Annotated in this window: 16 protein-coding genes; 9 read left to right on the top strand and 7 right to left on the bottom strand. The window is 36.7% G+C overall.

The features are described from left to right. Window positions 1-17: 17 nt before the first annotated feature. Window positions 18-710: a porin family protein gene (locus AC6CHH_RS08100; RefSeq protein ID WP_498281628.1), complete on the bottom strand. Its 693-nt coding sequence runs from the start codon at window positions 708-710 to the stop codon at window positions 18-20. A 467-nt stretch (window positions 711-1,177) separates the two neighbouring features. Here AC6CHH_RS08100 and AC6CHH_RS08095 point away from each other — a divergent pair, with 467 nt between their 5' ends. Then, window positions 1,178-2,494, top strand: coding sequence for a DUF389 domain-containing protein (locus AC6CHH_RS08095; RefSeq protein ID WP_498281626.1), 1,317 nt, complete (start codon window positions 1,178-1,180; stop codon window positions 2,492-2,494). A 65-nt stretch (window positions 2,495-2,559) separates the two neighbouring features. Here the strand turns inward: AC6CHH_RS08095 and AC6CHH_RS08090 are convergent, their stop codons facing one another. Next, window positions 2,560-3,099 (bottom strand): 5' nucleotidase, NT5C type, encoded by a 540-nt coding sequence (locus AC6CHH_RS08090; protein ID WP_498281624.1) that lies wholly within the window; start codon window positions 3,097-3,099, stop codon window positions 2,560-2,562. 34 nt (window positions 3,100-3,133) lie between these two features. Further along, window positions 3,134-3,988: an SRPBCC domain-containing protein gene (locus AC6CHH_RS08085; RefSeq protein ID WP_498281622.1), complete on the bottom strand. Its 855-nt coding sequence runs from the start codon at window positions 3,986-3,988 to the stop codon at window positions 3,134-3,136. Between the two features lie 308 nt (window positions 3,989-4,296). On the opposite strand from AC6CHH_RS08085, the gene AC6CHH_RS08080 reads away from it, so the two are divergent. From AC6CHH_RS08080 to AC6CHH_RS08060, 5 genes are all read left to right on the top strand, one after another. Then, on the top strand, window positions 4,297-4,665 hold the full coding sequence (locus AC6CHH_RS08080; RefSeq protein ID WP_498281620.1) for a VOC family protein: 369 nt from the start codon (window positions 4,297-4,299) through the stop codon (window positions 4,663-4,665). Next, complete coding sequence (locus AC6CHH_RS08075) at window positions 4,665-4,991, top strand: TfoX/Sxy family protein (RefSeq protein WP_498281618.1); 327 nt, start codon at window positions 4,665-4,667, stop codon at window positions 4,989-4,991. The genes AC6CHH_RS08080 and AC6CHH_RS08075 overlap by 1 nt, the downstream gene beginning before the upstream one ends. A 69-nt stretch (window positions 4,992-5,060) precedes the next feature. Further along, entirely contained in the window at window positions 5,061-5,591 is a 531-nt protein-coding gene (locus AC6CHH_RS08070; protein ID WP_498281616.1) for a YfiT family bacillithiol transferase, read from the top strand. Between the two features lie 32 nt (window positions 5,592-5,623). Then, complete coding sequence (locus AC6CHH_RS08065; protein ID WP_498281614.1) at window positions 5,624-6,100, top strand: DUF1801 domain-containing protein; 477 nt, start codon at window positions 5,624-5,626, stop codon at window positions 6,098-6,100. A 150-nt stretch (window positions 6,101-6,250) separates the two neighbouring features. Then, window positions 6,251-7,609, top strand: a complete 1,359-nt coding sequence (locus tag AC6CHH_RS08060) for an amidohydrolase (RefSeq protein ID WP_498281612.1) — start codon at window positions 6,251-6,253, stop codon at window positions 7,607-7,609. Here the strand turns inward: AC6CHH_RS08060 and AC6CHH_RS08055 are convergent. Together AC6CHH_RS08055 and AC6CHH_RS08050 are read right to left on the bottom strand one after the other, a co-directional pair. Next, on the bottom strand, window positions 7,606-8,805 hold the full coding sequence (locus AC6CHH_RS08055) for a PepSY-associated TM helix domain-containing protein (protein WP_498281610.1): 1,200 nt from the start codon (window positions 8,803-8,805) through the stop codon (window positions 7,606-7,608). The genes AC6CHH_RS08060 and AC6CHH_RS08055 overlap by 4 nt on opposite strands. A 3-nt stretch (window positions 8,806-8,808) precedes the next feature. Continuing rightward, a complete protein-coding gene (locus tag AC6CHH_RS08050; protein WP_498281609.1) occupies window positions 8,809-11,154 on the bottom strand; it encodes a TonB-dependent receptor in 2,346 nt (781 codons plus the stop codon). Between the two features lie 672 nt (window positions 11,155-11,826). On the opposite strand from AC6CHH_RS08050, the gene AC6CHH_RS08045 reads away from it, so the two are divergent. Continuing rightward, window positions 11,827-13,428, top strand: coding sequence for a tetratricopeptide repeat protein (locus tag AC6CHH_RS08045; protein WP_498281607.1), 1,602 nt, complete (start codon window positions 11,827-11,829; stop codon window positions 13,426-13,428). 91 nt (window positions 13,429-13,519) lie between these two features. On the opposite strand, the gene AC6CHH_RS08040 is transcribed toward AC6CHH_RS08045, so the two are convergent. Together AC6CHH_RS08040 and AC6CHH_RS08035 are read right to left on the bottom strand one after the other, a co-directional pair. Further along, on the bottom strand, window positions 13,520-14,224 hold the full coding sequence (locus tag AC6CHH_RS08040) for a 2OG-Fe(II) oxygenase (protein WP_498281605.1): 705 nt from the start codon (window positions 14,222-14,224) through the stop codon (window positions 13,520-13,522). Next, window positions 14,224-14,976 (bottom strand): SDR family oxidoreductase, encoded by a 753-nt coding sequence (locus AC6CHH_RS08035; RefSeq protein WP_498281603.1) that lies wholly within the window; start codon window positions 14,974-14,976, stop codon window positions 14,224-14,226. The genes AC6CHH_RS08040 and AC6CHH_RS08035 overlap by 1 nt, the downstream gene beginning before the upstream one ends. A 250-nt stretch (window positions 14,977-15,226) precedes the next feature. Here AC6CHH_RS08035 and AC6CHH_RS08030 point away from each other — a divergent pair, with 250 nt between their 5' ends. Beyond that, on the top strand, window positions 15,227-16,033 hold the full coding sequence (locus AC6CHH_RS08030; protein ID WP_498281601.1) for a class I SAM-dependent methyltransferase: 807 nt from the start codon (window positions 15,227-15,229) through the stop codon (window positions 16,031-16,033). A gap of 360 nt (window positions 16,034-16,393) precedes the next feature. Continuing rightward, entirely contained in the window at window positions 16,394-19,645 is a 3,252-nt protein-coding gene (locus AC6CHH_RS08025) for a SusC/RagA family TonB-linked outer membrane protein (protein WP_498281599.1), read from the top strand. The last annotated feature ends 7 nt before the right edge of the window (window positions 19,646-19,652 follow it).

The following is a 19,652-nucleotide window of genomic DNA, read 5'->3' as shown; positions in this document are numbered from 1 at the left end:
TGATCCAGTGGTGTATTCTAAAACCTATACCCCACGGATAAGCCATACGACTTGTTCCGTATTGTATTTTTTGAGGTATAATCTGCCCAATCTGGTTGTAAATCAGCAATCCCATATTGCATGTCAAAAGATAAGGAATACTGATTAAAAAGGGAATATCCAATGTTGAGATGTACTCCATAATCCCACGGTTTTGCATATACATACGTATTCATATCTGATGCATAGGATGCATCGTTTTGAAAAGAAATATCTCCTTCTCCATCAATTAGAATATCCCCGATTACTACAGGAGCACTTGTTGTCCATTTCCCGCTGGTTCCGTAACCAACATAAGGACCAGCTCCAAGTAACAGATTACCAGGACCAATTTTAGGATTATATACTAATTCAACAGGGACCTCGATATAAGAAGTCTTAGCTTCAAAATCATTACCTAAACCAATATGGGATGAACCTTCTTGTTTAAACCCTCGTTTTGCAAATACAAGCCTAGGATGAACAGCAAATTGATCAGATAAGGAAATATTGGGACCTATTCCCAGATATATTCCTGGCATGGTGGAGGTATTTGCTTTATTTCCGTCCTGGTCTTTGGTAATTACATTGGAATAATTTAATCCAGCTTTAATAGTCCATTGTATTTGAGCCAGACAGCCTAAGGATATACACAGGAGAATGAACAGAGAAAGTAATTTTTTAATGTACATAATGATAATAATTTAAGGATAATTAATGGTTGCTTATAATAACATACGTAAAAATCATCCAATGAGTTACAGGATGAATGCTAATTTAGTCATTGGCGATGTATATGGACCTTTCGTCTTTATGGCAAACTTGTTGAGCTCTGAGGTAATCCTATCGTTCAGTTCTAATGTGGCAAGATGTTTTGGGTTCGGATTCTTACGGTTTTTTTAAGAATTTTTGTTATATTTCCATTCAGCAAGATTTTACGGATGGACCTTATTGAAAAGAATGAGTATTCATTTAAGACTCAGATTCCTCAGTTCTCATCATAGAACTGATGCGAGTATTGTTGTTCATCGATACGGGCGACCACCTTTAATGAGACTGCAATGCGGCTTTGGATAAGGGAGATATTGTGATCCGTTCTTTAAGGGATATTCGTAAAAAGGATAACGAATCCTGTTGTTAATGATATGGTTATGAAACTATGATGATAAAACTTTTACGTTTCTTCGATCTTCACCGTGGAGAAGATAAGAAGGAAACCGTGTTGGATAGTGTTGTTAGCAACATTTCATTCCGAGGAGCAAATGCTTGGATTCTAGCATGTGCTATAGTAATAGCATCCATTGGTTTAAATGTTAATTCGACTGCCGTCATCATTGGCGCGATGTTAGTTTCGCCTCTAATGGGCCCCATTGTTGGGGCGGGTTTTGCATTGGGAACCTTTGATTTCCCATTGTTGAAAACATCGATAAAGAACCTCTTGATTGCCACTGGGATCTCGCTTGTCGTTTCTTTCTTATATTTTACCTTGAGCCCATTTAAAGAAGCACAATCTGAACTTTTAGCCCGGATTTCGCCGAACATATATGACGTCCTGATTGCATTTTTTGGTGGTCTTGTTGGGGTAATCGCAATTACTCGTGTGGACAAAGGTAATCCCATACCTGGTGTTGCTATTGCTACCGCTTTAATGCCCCCATTGTGTACCGCAGGTTATGGGTTGGCCATCGGTAATTTAAGTTATTTCGCCGGGGCACTGTATCTATACATTATTAACTGTGTGTTTATCTGCTTGGCAACGTTTGCGATCGTTAAATATCTACGATATCCCAAGATGCATTATGTAGATAAAATGCGTGAAAAAAGAATTACGCAGACCATAACTATTATCACTCTTGTATTGGTCCTTCCAAGCCTATACTTTGCTTACACTATGTTGGAGCAAAGAAAATATACCAATAAGGTTGAGCAATTTATTCAACAAGAATTAACGGGGAAAGGCTATACAGTCATTTATCAGCGTCTTCTGCAGAACCGCTCACCCAAGCAGTTGGAGTTGGCTTTTCTTGCGAAGAAGTTCAGTAATCGGGAGATCGAGATACTTTCTCAATCCATGAAATCACAGGGAATTGAAAATACTGAACTAATTATACGCCAAGATAGTCTTGACATCCGCTCAAGTATACTGGATGAAATAAATCGTAGAAATATATCGGTTAATGAAAAGGATCTTGCGATTCGAGCACTTAACAATAAACTCGCTCAATATGAGTTGGACAATGGACGATTTCAAAGCGATCTGTCTATTTTATTTCCTGAGGTAACTAATTATAGTTTAGGAGTTCAAAGCCGTTACATAAGTACGGATAGTACATCAAAGCATATTGCCTTTATATATACCATAAATGAGAATTTGGAGGAAGAGCAGGACAATAGATTGAGACAATGGGTGAGCAACCAATTTCCTCGTGATAGTATTGACTTTATCAAAAGAAGTATTGTTCAAGATCGGAAATAGTCGGAGACCGGCTATTCCTTTTTGTTAAGAAATTCCCAACCTAGGACGGGAAGGATGATGTTTATTTATTTCAAGTTATTTTTAAAATATTCATATACCTGTTCCCAGTCCATTAATCGTTCGAAATCCAATTCGTTCACATTGTGAAAAGTGTTAAATAATAGACCTTTTCCATTAAAAGTTTTCAAATTTTTAATGTGATCATCAAGCATATAATCGGTATTAATCACACTTTTATCTCCACATAAAACGATGTTTTTCCAGGAAATAAAAGGGAAATGTTCTTTTAACCATTCATATTTTTCATTGAGCGAATCTGGAAATTCCATAGCCGCTGAAACGACGTAAATATTGTAATGCTCCTGCAACTCTTTAACAACTCTGACTGCATCTTTGGATACGGGTAGTGTTCGGAAGAAGTTTTTACTTAACACGTATCGGAGAATGGTTCCAACTCCTGGTAAACAAGACAACTCCGGTTTGCCATAAATTTCAGAAGGATCAAGCGAAATTCCAGTTTCCTCAAAATAGTATTTAAGATAGTGACTTTGATTATTGGCTAAAACTCCATCCATATCTATGGCTATTGATTTTTTATCTTTCATTTCATTAAAATTTTCGTAGGCTGTTTTACTAAGTTTAGATGATTTTTTTAGAAAGTTTTATATCCATTAAATGTATCCATTTCTCGTGATCTATGCGTTGTTCCCAAACCCCTGAAAAGACATCTTCTTTTCCATTAAATTTGCCCTTAAACCGTAAATTATCTCCGGTATATATCCAAATACCATTTCGAATCGTTGCGCTCATAAACCCAGAATTTCCTTTGTTTTCGTAATGTTGCATCGTAAAATGGTCATTGATACGATCATATCCGATAATTTCATGCGTCTTATTGTTTTCATCGCCAATCATTACATCTGCCGTATGAAGCAAAAAGCAACCATCTAAGATCCATTCATATTTATCTATCCCAACTACTTTTAGTGCGGGATTATTTTCTGAGCAAGGTATAAGTCCCTGGGTATCCCAGATCCCAGCAAATTTATTTAATAGTAGTTTGGAAAGATAACTCCCAAGTTTATCGAAACTTTGTTTCTGACCCAGATCTGCTTGATGTACTTTTATTAGCGTATCACGCATTTCTGTGCTCTCAAATAACAATGACCATTCTATTTCTGTTCCTTGCGTATGCGTATGAAAATATACTGTAGTAATGAAATGAGGATTGAAATGCTCAAATACAATTTTTTTGAAAGGAATTATTTCTTTGAAAATGCTCTTATTAACAAAATCTGTTTTATCTGGTCCATGCATAGTCATTAACCATTCTCCTGCTTCTAGAAATTCCATTTTTTGGATTGTATTGCTAAAACCATTAGGTCCCCACCAGTTCACGAGATGTTTGGGATTAGACCAAACTTCCCAGATCAGCTCAATAGGGGCAATAAACGTTTTACGCATTTTTATTTCTCTGGTTTCAATATTTACCATAGGAGTATTTTTTTTAATGATCGCCTTGTTTTATGAATGAACTAGACAATTTGTTTAGCTTGGTGCCCTTCTAAAGTTTACCTCAATATCGCAAAATTCTACGGGCAAAAGAAAAGTTAGCATGGAATGTTTCAATTCTCTTTGCCGATTGTTTTTTTTAAAGCGAAGCTTATCCTACCTGTTGAGTTCTGGATTTAATTTTCTTTTTGTATTTTAGAAACGAGCTCTTGGGCTCAATTATCTGAGAAGAGATCAGTAGGAATTTGAAATTGAAACTGGAATCAAGAAAAAGATCAAAAGTAAACAGTATGCTAGGACTAAGAACCACCATATATAAAGTTGGCGATATTCAAAGAGCTACAGAATGGTACGCTAAAGCATTTGAAGTTGATCCATATTTTAAGGAACCCTATTATGTAGGTTTCAATATAATGGGATACGAACTAGGACTTCAACCAGAAGAGAATTTGTCTTTAGATAAAGTTGAAAGTGTCGTTTCATATTGGGGGGTTGAAGATATTCACCAGACTTATGAACGATTCCTTAAATTGGGAGCAAACGAAAATGAAAAACCAAAACATGTCGGAGGTGAAATTATAACCGCAAGTGTAAAAGATCCGTTTGGAAACATCATAGGTTTTATCTACAATCCTCATTTTAACCTGAATAATATCTGATGGCCTCTGATAAAGAATTTGTGGATTTCGTTTTGGGACAAATAAGGGAATCTGGAAAAATCACAGCAAGGAAAATGTTTGGTGAATATGGTATTTATGCAGATGAAAAATTATTTGGACTAATCTGCGAGAATACACTATTTATAAAACCAACCAGTTCTGGACAAAAATATATCGGAATAGTCACGGAATCCCCGCCTTATAAAGGGGCTAAAAATTACTTTTTAATTGAAGACAAAATTGAAGATAGTAAATGGTTAAGTGAGTTAGTTAGAATATCAGTTCGTGAACTACCTGAACCGAAATTAAAAAAGAAGAATAAATAACCTAGATCTTCAATTCATTTACCTAATGGCGTTTATATTTTCCGACAACACGAACTTTAATCCTAAATCATGAATTCAGATATCGAAAAATTAAAATACCCAATTGGCAAATTTCAAAAACCCTTGCATATTGGAAAAGAGAAAATTGAAGAATGGATTAAAGTTATTGAACTTTTCCCAAGCAATTTGGACACTCAAGTGCAAAACTTAACTGAAGAAGAACTTGAAAAAAAATATAGGCCAGGGGGTTGGTCAATTAGACAACTTGTTCATCATTGTGCCGATAGCCACATGAACAGTCTGATTCGATTCAAGTTGGCACTTACTGAAGAAACACCCACGATAAAACCATATTCAGAAAATTTATGGGCTGAATTAATAGACTCAAAAAGCCACCCTATCGAAAGTTCTTTGAAAATTTTGAAAGGCCTACATGTGCGTTGGGTAAGTCTGATGAATAGCTTAAATGAAAGGGATTTGGAAAAGGAATTTTTTAATCCTGAAAGCAATAAAAAAAATTCACTAAAAATAAATATTGGAATGTATGCGTGGCATTGCCAACATCATTTAATGCATGTAATTAACGCTAAACATACTTAATTTATCGTACTAGACTGTCTGTTTTTGCAAGAATGTTTCAAACTGAAAGAGGAGAAGTTACCGGAGTTAACTTTGACTTTTCAAATCATACCTTATATTTTATGATCAAGAATGAGATTTCATATGATGTACAGAAATACATTAACTCCTTAGAGGAACAGGATAAAGAAATAGGTGCGTTATTAGCCAGACTAATTTCTGATAACCTGCCTTATGCAGAAAATAAGGTGTGGCATGCACACCCTGTTTGGTTTCTCGAAGGTAATCCGATAACTGGTTTTAATAAAGAGAAAGCTGGTATTCGATTGATGTTTTGGAGTGGGGCAGGATTTCAGGAAGAACAATTAAATATAAAGGGTGCAAAATTCAAGGATGCTTCTATATATTATCGTTCAGCTGATCAGATAAATCAAATAGATCTAAAACGTTGGTTGAAAAAATCAAGTGAGATTCAATGGGATTATAAAAACATAGTTAAACGCAAAGGGGAACTTATTCGACTAAAATAGCCCTAAGTCTTCGTGACCAAAAAGTTTTCTCTGATCGGTTATTCAAATTTTGAATTTAATTTATGAAATATGATTTACCTTTGTGTACAGCTTTTTGATCCAACAGGATGTGAATTCTGACCGTTCTATAAAGAGTGAAAAAAAAATAACATGAAATTACTTAAGACCACACGAAAAGATTTTATAAGAAGTTCTGCACTTGGTTTAGTAGGTTTATCACTGCCTTCGGGTGAGTCCATGCGCAAATCCAAAATAAAAGTGGAGCAGCCTCAAAATCCCACTACAGCACTCTCAATGAATGTGAAGTTGAAGAATGTACGTTTGGAGATTGGCTTTAACTACGATAAAGGAGAGATTGTTAGTACTAAAACAGCACTTTTTTGTATAGAAATTCAACACGGAAAAATAAAAAATATTAGTGAGAACCAATCTGATCCGCAAGCTATTGATATGAAGGGTATGCTCATGCTGCCATCATTTAAAGACATGCATATTCATTTGGATAAAACGTATTATGGGGAGCAATGGCAAGCTAGACGAAAAATAACAGGTGGTGTTAAAGGAATGATTGCCTTGGAACAACAAATATTACCTGAAATGTTGAAGACCTCTACTTTTAAAGCAGAAAAAATAATTGAGCTCTTGCAGTCAAAAGGCACCTCTTTCGCTCGAAGTCACGTGAATATAGAACCAACCTCAAGACTGGATTCTCTTAAAAATCTCCAACTTGCCTTAGAAAATAAAAGCAATGGCTTTGGGGCTGAGTTGGTCGCTTTTCCTCAACACGGTGTTTTTTATACTGATTCTGTTCCTTTTCTAAAAGAAGCTGCTAAAATGGATATTGATTTTATTGGCGGTCTAGATCCATTTTCAATCGATGGTGCTATAGAAAAATCGATGGATTTTCTCATTCAGCTCGCTTTGGATCACAATAAGGGGATTGATATACATTTGCATGAATCAGGCGAATCAGGCGTAAATACCATTACTTATTTAATTGATAAAGTAAATGAGAATCCTAGCTTAAAAGGGAAAACTTATTTAAGTCATTGTTTTGCTTTAGGGAGACTTGAAAAAAATAAACTGCAAGAGGTTTCAGAAAAATTAGCCTCTGCTCAAATTGGAATTGTCTCAACGGTACCCATTGGCGGATTAATTATGCCCATTCCAACTTTATTAAAGTATGGAGTTAAGGTAATGGTCGGTAATGATAGTATTGTAGATCAATGGAATACATTTGGTTCAGGAAGTGTGTTGCAAAAAGCTAATCTTGCGGCACAACTGTATGGGTATTCCACAGAATTTGATTTGTCTAGAATACTAAAATTAGCCACACTCGGTACATTGCCATTAGATGATCATGGGGTTCAGCAATGGCCAAAAATTGGTGATGAAGCCGATTTAGCTTTTCTTGATGCTAGTTGCTCGGCAGAGGCTGTTTCTAGAGTATCTTCCGTCGAGTCATTGATTTATAAAGGGAATGTTGTTTTTAATAACCTGGATGCTTAAAGGTTCATCGGTTCTGCATGAATCAGATTGTATTTTTGTTTATTCTTTAAGCGTTTTTGTTTCTTTTTCTGGATTTTATTGTACCACATTAAAAATCCCGTAATTGGTAAACTTGCACAGATTAATGAAGCAATAAAAGCTAAAATTTTTGTGCTCATGCCCCCAATGGATCCAACATGCAGATCAAAATTCATTGTTCTGATTTTTGCTCCACCTTTAAGGTCTTTATCGCCATATTTTAAGAGTATATCGCCTGTTTTGCGGTCAAAATAGTACCAGGCAAACTTACTTGTTTGCCCCTCTTTTAGCCGCGTCTGGATATCGATAGGAGAGGTTTTGTCCGATTTAAAACGAATTGAAAGCATGTGAGCCGTTGGATGTTCCTGCAAAACAGTTCTTAAACCTTTATCTAAGGAATGATTTAAACCCGGCATAGTTTGCTCAGCATTTGATTTAGGGATTTGTCGTTCGATTGCAGTTTCTGCACCATTGAATACGAACTGAATGGTATGATCCACCCATTTGAATGAATAAACCAGGCCAGTGAGCGCAAGAATCATAACGGGTATCCAGAAATAAAACCCTAAGACATTATGCAAATCGTAGATAACTCTTTTTTTTGAGGCCGCCCATTTTATTACGAAAGCCGCTTTAATTTTTTTCTTGCTCCATGTTTTCGGCCACCAGAGGATAATACCGCTTATCATGATCAACAAAAATACCGCGACACTGTAACCTACCAGCGGGGAACCAATATGTTCACCCAATAGCAGATTCATGTGTAAACTTAAAACGAGTTGAAAAAACTCATTCTTACTATCTTCTACATAGAGCACAGTTCCAGTATAGGGATTAATATACACCCGGTAATAATACTCATAGTAATTCCAATAGCCAATAGCCTGAGGCTTGGTTTTTGAGGCCCTGAATATCCATGAACGGTCCCTTTGGGGGTAAATGTCACTTCGGGTTATGGGGTAGGCTTCCCCAAGTGCAGTTTGCGCTTTGTCTCGCAGTACGCTCAGAGGTAATGCGTTTTCCTGTTGGGTGGTAATAAACAGACGCTCTTTGTAATAATATTCTTTTAACTCATCTGCGAAAACATAAATGCATCCACTCAGACTTACAATTACGATAATTATACCCGTCAGTATGCCCAACCATTTATGTAAGAAAAAGATAAGTTTGTTTATCATTGTTTAAAAACTATAAAATAAATTTAGGTTCATAGTAGCTCCATTTCCCCGGACATATTCCGCATCTATTGCTCTATATTGGCTAACTACTGGATAATACGAGGCATTCAATAAGTTCTCGATTCCGGCACCAAGTGAAAATTTAGTATTCATTTTATAGAATGCAGATAGATTTATTAAGCTTACGGAGGTGACCGGACCTTCACTGTTTGCATAAAGACCCGTTGAACGAGGTTCAAAGCGATCTCTAGCGGAGGTATAAACCCAATTTAATTTTACCTCAAACCAGGAAGATGGTTGATAACCAAGATAAGCCGTTGCTTTTGGTGGCGCTATTCGTAGACCATTCATATACACTTTCGTTCCATCTTCTGTTTCTGCCTTTCCTTCTACAAACGAGTAACTTCCGCCAATTGTCCAATTTTGATTTAAAAAAGCATCAATTGTTATTTCGTATCCAGAGACCCTTTCAGGTTCACGTTGTGCCACTAAATAGCCTCCCACATCCACTAAGTTCGCCCCAAAATTTGACGTACTAATGTAGTAAGCGGCGGTCATTCTTAATAAACCAACGCGGCTACTTGCACCTATTTCATAGTTGTTCGTGATGATCGGATCTGTCTCAATGGCCTCTAAGGTATTTTCTTTAGCCCTTCTTAGAATCCTACCCAATTCATTAATTGCAAAACCTTGTGAAAAACTTACAAAGGGGTTAAACAAGTCGTATTTTGTGTAACGCAAACCTGCATTAAACAGAGTCGCTTTATACGGTATTTTACCTCCGGATACAGCGATACTACCCTCAGTTCCCGGTCCTGTGGCTATTGTGTTAAAATCTTTTACATTCACTTTGGCATTTTCATGACGAACACCTCCCTTAAGTACGAGATTTTTCCAAAAATCAAATTTTAATTGAGCATAAGGGGCAAGGTTGACCATATCCATATCCGGAATATAGATCCTGCCATCGGTTAATACTTGATTAGTTTTATCATTCAAAAGGTCCAGACCGTAGGTAATCTCTCCTGTTAGGTTTTCATTGAATTCCCATGGTGTGTTTAAGTTCAAACGGACCCCTTTTTTAAAGGATTGAATTTTAGTTTGCCCTGGACCATACCAAGCTGTCCCTTTTTCAACATAACGGTTAACTGAAATAAACCTATTATAATATCCTGTAATATCCAGTGTTGTCTGCAAAGGAAGCTTACTATTGCTATAGGCTATAAAAACATTATGATTGTAAGGTGTACCTCCTGGTTCTCCAGGATTTTCTCCTTTAATCCCTACCGACGGGGATTCACCATATTTTCCTACTTCATTTATATACGCGCTGTTTTGAACGCTTCGAAACAAATTATAGGAAGCTACAAAAGCACTGTGCTCATTGGGTTTATATCGCAGTTTAATAAACGTATTGTATAATGCGTTTTCACCTAGCCCATCCCCTTGTGCATTCACATTTCCTTTGGCGTCCTTTTGGACCCCCGTATAATCATAAGTTCCACTTAATACATAAGAAAATTTATCAATAGTACCTTCGAACAATTGTGAAAATCGATATCCCAGCGTATTTGCAGTATGGGTTAAGTTCGCTCTAGTGCCAAGACTAGATTTGCCAGCGAAACGTCTTTCAGCTGTAGGTGTTTTTGTGATAAAGTTGATGATACCGCCTGCAGATCCGTTACCATATGTCGATGTAGCTCCTTTAATTACCTCGACCCGCTCGATGATTGCCGGATCTAAGGTTCTAATGTCCCTGCTTCCATTCATGAGTGGGGTAGACTGTGGAATGCCATCAATAAGGACCAATACTTGGCGGCCTCTAAGCGTTTGTCCACTGTTGGTTGCTTTGTTGGTGGAGGTTCCCAATCCTGGAATGGTATTTCCAAGTATAGAAGTAATTGTTGAATTGATACTTAACTGATCTTGAATATCTTTTTCATTTAACACGCTTATCGAAGAAGGAACCTCGTCAATACTTTCCGGTTTGCGACCGGCGGTTACTACGATTTCTTTTAAGTTGGTATCCTGAATTAGTTGGACTTCCTGATTAGTCATTTTTCCCGTAAAAATACTAACTGTTTGTTCAAGAGAATGGTGACTTACATACGTTGCCCTCAAAATGTACTTTCCAGGCGATAGGTTAGCTAAGGTATATTCACCAAACTGATTCGTCTTGGTAGTGAATTTGTCTTGCTTTAAGCTGTCTGCCAAAATTACCGTTACGCCTTCCAATGGACTTCCTTTGGTATCATACACATGACCACTCAACCCGCCAAATGGACTTTGTGCAAGTAATGCGGTCAGGTTCACCAGAATGGAATAAGTTATTATTAATAATACTTTCATATAGAATTGATGCTGAAATCATTTAAATCGGTCAAAAATATATCTATTTAGACCAATTAAAAATAACCCAGCCGCACACAGTATCAAAATGACATTAAGATGACATATTTACTTAGTAAGGTTTCTATCTTTTTAGAATAGTGTGTTGCTTCTCAGTTTGTTTTTATGGTTTTTTCAGTTAGATGGGAACGTCTTTTCCTCGATTTTGAGTCCATGAATTAATTATTTAATGCATTTTCAATCCATTAGGTTAATTTGTCATTCCTCGTATATCTATTTATACTCCTCGCTTTTAATTTGCCGCCTTTTCCAAAAATCAGGTAGCTTGAAATGGTTTTTATCGAAAATTTATTGGTTAAATACCTAGTGATCGTTTGATGCCGGTGGCTTAGCCTAAAGCCTAAATAATAAATCTCATCAAGGAGAAAAATTTTTTCTTTCGGCTGTAATTGATATTTTTACCAGGTGATTTGAAACAGAAGTAAATAAATGTTCTATATTTATATTAACCAGTAAATTAGAGCTTAATTTATTTTAATTGCTTGTATGGAATTCTTCTCTAAAATGCATCTAATTAGTTTATAGATCATACACTCGTTTAGTCTAAATCGAACCTCCTTTGATTCAGAACTGAAATAATGAACTTGAATAACTAACTTATATTCTATAATTATGATATGCAGAATTATCTTTACCCTGTTAACATTTCTTTTCTATGTTGCTGGATTTGCACAAGAAATTATTACCACGAAAAAGCTTCAAAAGAGCGAAATGGAGATTTATAAAGCTTTTGATGAAGTAAATGCGACGGTACTCATTCCTACAGGATATGAACGCGTAAAACACGAGAAACTACCAGAGAACTTGAATAGCATGTCGATGCTTTCCAAAGATGAAAGGGAAGAGATGAGAAAAAAGCGAATTCAATTTAATCCTTATCTGGTTTTTTATAATCCAATTGACTTAAAAAAAGGAGAATTATTCGTTTCTATTTCCAATTCTTGGATCCGACTAAGCTCTTATTTTGAGTTTAATACTGAGGATATTTCTGAACAGGCTTTTAGAGAAAAATTAAATCAAAACCTAATTACAAAAAATGATTACAGGTACGGTTCAAAAGCTGAATTGTTAGAAAATGTAAATCCTTTAGCAACTAAGTTAATCAATGCGGACACGGTATTAATCTATGATTTGCCTAATTTATATCAATTCAAAGACACGGTTCATAACTACGGTGCTTTTGTTGTTCATCTGGTGAAATTTGATCTTGGTTTGGTGAGTCTATGGTATTATTATCCGCTAGATCAACGCGAGAAAGCGCTTGCAGAAATTAATAGTTCCTGGGGAATGGTTCGTTTCAAAGCGGATAAGGATTTCGTGCACCCTAATCGAGAAGGTTGGAAACCGGGAAAACCAGATTTATATTTTGGTAAATTCTCTTTCTTAAATGATCCTTTGCAACTCAAGGAAGCTCGAGAAAAATACGAACTGAAGAAAAAAAGGGTAGAAGCAAATGCTTTGGTTAGGCAAGCGAACGGTTTAGCTAGGCAAAAGAATTTTGAGCAATCAAAAGCGAAAATTTCGGAAGCATTACTTTTGGATTCAACTAACATGAATGCATACCGAGAGTTGTTATTGATCTCACTGACTGAAAATGATAAAGAAGATTCATGGCGATATTGTTCTGTTTTGCTAAAGAAATATCCTAGAGTTGTTGAAAATTGGTTTTTAAAGGGAGTAATGGAGAAAAGGTATAACGAGCTCGATTCTGCGGCAAATACCTTTCAAATGATATTGAGTGAGAAAGACTCTATACATTTTAGAAGTTATCTCGAATTGGCATCTATTTCTATTACCAAAGAGGATAAGGCTTCCGCTGATCTATTTTTTAATAAAGCGATCGAAATTTTTCAACGTGAGGGAGAAAAATCTATTAAAAAACAAACTCATCGGTTACTAAACATTAATGACCTTTTCTGGGTGAGATCTACTTATGCAAAATTTTTAAATGCGAATGCTGAATTTGTAAAAAGTAAAGATTTGATGGAACAAACCCTTCAGGACGAGATGGTTGCTACTGAGTCAAGAAAAATGGGGGAGAGGCAACGCATATATGGGAACCTTAGTCCCTCAAATTTAGGGGAGTTGAATTTTTTGCTTGCTTGGTCCTATGCTGGAATGAAAGATGAGCAGAATTTTGGCTTGTATTTGGAAAAGGCAAAGGCACATGGAAAAGAGATTCCAGCTGAATTTGCCAAGTTCTTAGAAAAATAAATCACATAGATGCCTTGCCCCGAACGATTTGATCTCAAGGCAAGGCATCTATGTTGTTATGCCTAAAGATTTTAGAAATCCAGCTTCTTTTTTAGTGTATTGCATCATGAAAAATGATGCCTAGGCTATACCGGGATCCACTTTTCAGTTCACTCACACCATGTTTCATGTTTACTCTGTAATATCCGTTTTTGCCTTTGACGGGTCTGAAATTTGTTGTGAAAATTAACAAATCCCCTTTTGCAGGCGTTAGTACCATAGCCTTAGATTGGGCTCTTGGTGTTTGCTGAGTAAGTATAAATTCCCCTCCCGTATAATCCTCTACCGGGTCACTTAGGAATAAAACCGTTTGGATTGGAAAAAAAATATCACCATATAAGTCCTGATGTAATGTGTTGTAGTCCCCTTTAGTGTATTTTAAAATTAAGACTGTTGCTTGGAGTTGATTGTTTGCGCGGCAATCTTCCAAAAGGCCTGTATGTGTTAAGGGAAATTGTTTGTCGATTTTTAAGGCTTTAAACCACTGGTTTGCGATAGGTGCCAAATGGGCATAGAGGGTGGACCTGATTTCATGAATTGTTTCGGGCAGCGGATAATTGAAATATTTATATTCGCCTCTTCCAAAGCGATAACGCTCCATATTCACCGTTTTTCTATAGATCTTCGGGTTGTCGTAATTCTGAATTAAGTCCTTAGATAGTTCATCACTGATCACTTTGGGGATTATTGCAAATCCGTTCTCATGCAATTGCTCAGTAATCAAATTCCAGTTTATTTTATTTAAAATATCTTCCATTAGTGAATAGTTGAGAGTCCAGCGTCTACTTTTATTTCAGTAGCGTGTATGTATGAGGCTGCTTCTGAGGCCAGAAACAATACAACGCTAGCAATTTCCTTTGGTTCTCCAAAACGTTTAAAAGGGATTGTAGGCTCAATGCTTTCAATAGCAGAGACAATCTGCTCAGAGGTTAATCCCGTATTGTTAAATCCGTTTGTTTTGATATACCCTGGGCTAATTCCATTTACCCGAATTCCTCTTTGGGTGCATTCTGCGGCAAATGTTTTGATAAAGGATTGAACGGCAGATTTTGCCGCCGAGTAAACAGAAAAATTCGGCATGCCAATTTCTGTGACAATCGATGTGTTTAAAATAATGGATGCACCATTTTCCATTAGTGGGAGGATCTGTTGGACGGTGAAAAATGTTCCTTTGACTAATAGGTTAAACAGTTCATCAAAGTGATTTTCATCTGCTTGCTCTATGGCTGCAAATTTTCCATATCCTGCATTTACAAATAGCGTATCAACCTTCTTGGTATACTTTTCAACCTGGTTTTTTAAACATAAAATATCGCGCATATTGCCTGCATTGGAAACAATTCCATATGCATTTTCACCCAACTCTTTCAATGCTCTTTCAACGGATTGCTCTGTTCGACCAGTAACAATTACTTTTGCTCCCTGTCGAATGAACTCTTTAGCACTTGCGAGGCCCATTCCATTCGTTCCACCTGTTATCAGTACAAATTTGTTTTTAAATTTTTCCATGTCTTTTTCATTTATTATACAAAAATGCTTGATTATTCTAGCTCAAAAAACCCGAATCTTGCGCTGTTTTCGTTCGGTACTGCTTTTCTGATTTGAACCCTATTTCGTGAACTTTTGCCATTCTGTGGGTAATATATAATTTGAAAATAATGCCTTTAAAAAATGATTTTTTATATTTAGTCCATTATATTGTATCACATTTTACTTGATCAATAACTCGATCAATCAAGTGTATAAATTAGCTATTAAAATGAATCCTGAACACAATTACATACACATCAATCGGAATTCTTGGAATCAGAGAACAGATCTTCACATGCATTCAGATTTTTATGATTTAGAAGGGTTTTTAAAGGGCAAAAATTCGTTAAATGAGATTGAGCTTAACCTGTTGGGAGATTTGACTGGAAAAAAAATTCTGCATTTGCAATGTCATTTCGGTCAAGATACGATTTCTCTAAATAGATTGGGGGCAGATGTTACTGGAGTTGATTTGTCTGATCGGGCAATTTCAAGGGCTATCCAGATCGGCCAACAAACAAATTCAGAGGCCAAATTTATTTGTTGCGATATTTATGATTTGCCAAATCATTTAACGCAAGAATTTGACCTTGTTTTCACGAGCTATGGAACCATTGGTTGGTTGCCTGATTTGACAAAATGGGCAGCCATAATCTCAAGGTTTTTAAAACCAAATGGAAAATTTGTGTTTGTTGAATTTCATCCGTTTGTCTGGATGTTTGACGATAATTTCACGAAAATCGATTATAATTATTTCAATACTCAGGCTATCGTAGAAAATGAAACAGGAACTTATGCCAATAAAGAGGCTGCGATTCAGTTAACCTCCGTCACATGGAACCATAGTATAAGTGAGGTGGTTAATGCTTTGATTCTTCATGGTTTAAAAATAGATTCGTTAGATGAATACGATTACTCACCTTATAATTGCTTTAATAGGACGATTGAATTTGAGCCTGGTAAGTTTCGGATTTCTCATTTTGATAATAAAATTCCTATGGTATATGCACTTGTTGCGACAAAGAAAGATTATTAATTAATAAGCAGTTATTTGGTGACTTTTCCATTGATAAACAGGAGTATGTCCTGGCTTTGATTTTCCCTCTATTAAATAGGTGAAAAATTCACTTTGTTGTGAAATAATAACTTCATAACTTATTATGTTACAATGTATTTTACCATATTCAAGTTATTGTGAATTATGCCCACATTTTTGAATTTAAATTTGTTGATTTATCTTTTTTGAACTATTTTGGTCATGTAGAAATCTAAATAAATACAAATGAAAAGAAACTAATCTACCTCTTAGAATTAATGTGCATTTTATTGTAAAAAATTAACTAAAAACCACCTAAGGACCCATTGTGGTCGAACACTTATTCTCAATTTATTAATCATGAACCAAAAGAAAACTACTTTTTTTGCTGCAAAACCTTTGACTTTACTTGGGGCCTGCCTATTGCTAAGTTCCCAAGGTGTATTTGCTGGAAATACAAGTTTTGCAATGCCTAGTTGGACCTACCAACAGCAGGAAATCTCTGGCGCTGTAACAGATGAATCCGGTACCCCGATAGCAGGTGCGACGGTAAGCGTAAAGGGAACCAATCGAGCAACCTCATCTGATGAACAAGGGATGTTTAATATTCAAGCAAGTGCTGGGGAGGTGCTTGAAATCAGAAATTTGGGATTCAAGACCCAAGAAATAACTATTCAAAATACAGAGAAAATTTCAGTCGTTCTGCGTATTGATAACGCCAATATTGATGAAATCGTTATTGTCGGGTACGGTACTCAAAAACGTTCAAACATTACATCTGCTATATCTACGGTAAATGGAGATGCGCTAAAAAATATATCTCCTGCCAATTTATCCAACGCTTTGGCTGGTAGAGCGGCTGGGGTGAAGGTGACCGGAACATCTGGTATGGCCGGGGCTACCTCTAAAATCAGGTTTCGCGGAAGTTTTGCAGAACCTTTGTTTGTTATTGATGGAATCGTACGGGACAAAGCTGCATACGATGCATTAGAGGCGAATGAAGTCGATCAAATGTCCTTTCTTAAGGATGCTGGTGCAGCTGCGGTTTATGGAACGCGTGCTGGAAACGGGGTGGTTATTGTCACCACAAAAAAAGGAACGACTAAAAAGCCAGAGTTTAATATTCAGAGTAACTATTCTATAAATCAAGCTACCATGAATCCTCTGGGCAATTTAACGACTGCAATCGATGAACTAACTTACCAGAATAGAGTGGCCGAATTTCGTGGTCTGGCTATTCCAAATGGAGAAGAAGAGTTCGACTACTTTAAGGACAGAAATTATAATGTTAATGATGTGATTTGGAGAAATCCTTTAAGCCATCGCCAATCTGTTTCAGTCTCAGGGGGATCTGAACGCATAACATATTATAATCTTTTGAGTTTTAGAAATGAAAACGGTTCTTATAAGTCACTTGATCATCAGAAGTTTAATTTAAGAAGTAATGTGTCCGCAAACATTACTGATGCTTTTAGTGTGGATTTAAATCTTTCTGCGAATCAACAGAATTCCAATCGTTTCTATTGGCCTTTTAGTACCTCTTCCGCGGATGATGATTTTGATGTATCCGATTTTTATCGCGTGACCTTCAACTGGCCAAAAATGTATCCTTTTTATTTAAATGAAGATGGGACTCCGAGTAATGAGGTTACTCAATTTCCAGTTCAAACGCCGATGGGAAGCTGGCAGGCTTGGAATGTGATTGATCAAGTTATTGGAGATCGATATATTGATCGTAAAGTCCGTCAGGTAAATCCAATTCTCTCTTTAAACCTTAAATTGGATAAACTTTTGCCAGGTTTGTCTACTAAATTTGTTGGAAGTTACATCGCTGAAGACTACCTGCGTAAGCGATACATGAGTTTTCAAAAAAATTACACCTTCACGTCTTTGGATCCTGATGGTAATCCTTTCATTCCAGCTCCACCCTCAGAGGATCGCGTAAATATATTCACATTCAGTCAGCAAAATCCTTTTATGGATTATTCTACCGAACGTAAATGGGAATATCAAATGAATCTTTTTTTGAATTACAATCAAAAATTCAATGATCATGAAGTAGGGGCTATGTTGGTGTTTGAGCAAGGTGAAATGGGAATAACTGAGATTACCTCCATGGCACAAAGCCCGATAACTCCTTTGGACCAGATGCATGTTTACCCAACAGACCGTAATTTTAGGTCAACCAATGGACTCGAGGGAATTGATGCTCGTCAGTCGCTTATTGGTCGTTTCAATTATGCGTATGCTGATCGGTATATTTTAGAAGGATCGTTCCGTTATGATGGAGCAGCGTTGTTTCCTGAACAAAAACAATTCGGTTTCTTTCCTTCAGTATCGGCCGCATGGAGAATTTCACAAGAAAACTTTTTTGAACAAATTAGAGATCATGTAAGCGATTTGAAATTGCGTTTTGCGTATGGTGCTACAGGTAATTACTTGGATGTAAATGGAAATGCTATTGGTGCATTTTCTTATTTAGAGAAATATGCCACAACCTCAGGAATGATCTTTGGTAATCGATATTATAATGGATTGGCTTACGGTTCTACACCGAATCCCAATGTTACTTGGACCGAGTCGGAAAGCTACAACTTAGGTCTTGATTTCGGTTTTATAAACAATAAATTGAATGGTTCCATTGAAGTGTTTAAGCGTGCCGAGACCAATATTTTAGGCCCACGAACAGTGTTGTTGCCAGATACTTATGGACGAAGCCTTGCTCCAGAAAATTATGCTGCGCGAAGCTATCGTGGAGGCGAACTTTCCTTGAACTGGAATGATGCTATTGGTGAGGTTCGATATGGCGTTACAGGAAATGTTGGATATGCTGTAGACCAATGGGATGTTTATGATGAACCTGCAGCGTATGGACCTGGTGGTCTGCAAGAATTTAATTCAAGAATTGGAAGACCACATAACCGAATTTACGGATTAAACTCTTTGGGCATTGTTCGTACCCAAGAACAAGTTGATGAGTTGAAAAATGCTGGTTTTAAAACCTATGGACGAGATCCATATTTAGGTATGATTTTATTTGAAGACGTTAGAGGTCAGGATTTTTCAGAAACACCCGATGGGCTCGTTGACGGGAACGATATGCTCCTATTGTCCACAAATAATTCACCGCGTTTGGATTATGGTATTGGCCTGAATGGTTCTTGGAAAGGAATTTCGGTTAATTTATTGTTCCAAGGTGTTGCAAATTATGACCGTATGATTTCCAATCAAGAAGGTGGCGGAATGCGTCAACATGGAGGAACTTTCCGTCCGTATTATCCAATTTGGGCAGGTGATGTTTGGACACCGGAGAACCCGAATTCTGCTTACCCACGTCCAACGGGATACAACTGGGCTGAATCAGGTGGTGCTGCATCTTCCTTTTGGATGAGAAGTGGCGCGTTTTTTAGATTGAAGGATTTGAATGTTGCTTACGCTTTACCAAAAAGTGTAACGGATAAAGTGAAAATGAATAGCGTAAATGTCTTTTTTAATGGAACGAATTTATTTGTCTTCTCACCAATGACTGAGTTTCATGATCCAGAACAACTGAATTATGACTCATACCCTTTGATGAAGACTTTTACCCTTGGAATAGACGTTAAATTTTAATCGGAAT

The organism is Sphingobacterium sp. GQ94 (genome assembly GCF_059758715.1).
The sequence above is the reverse complement of the archived record's forward strand: the minus strand, read 5'-3'. Positions and strand labels throughout refer to the sequence as shown.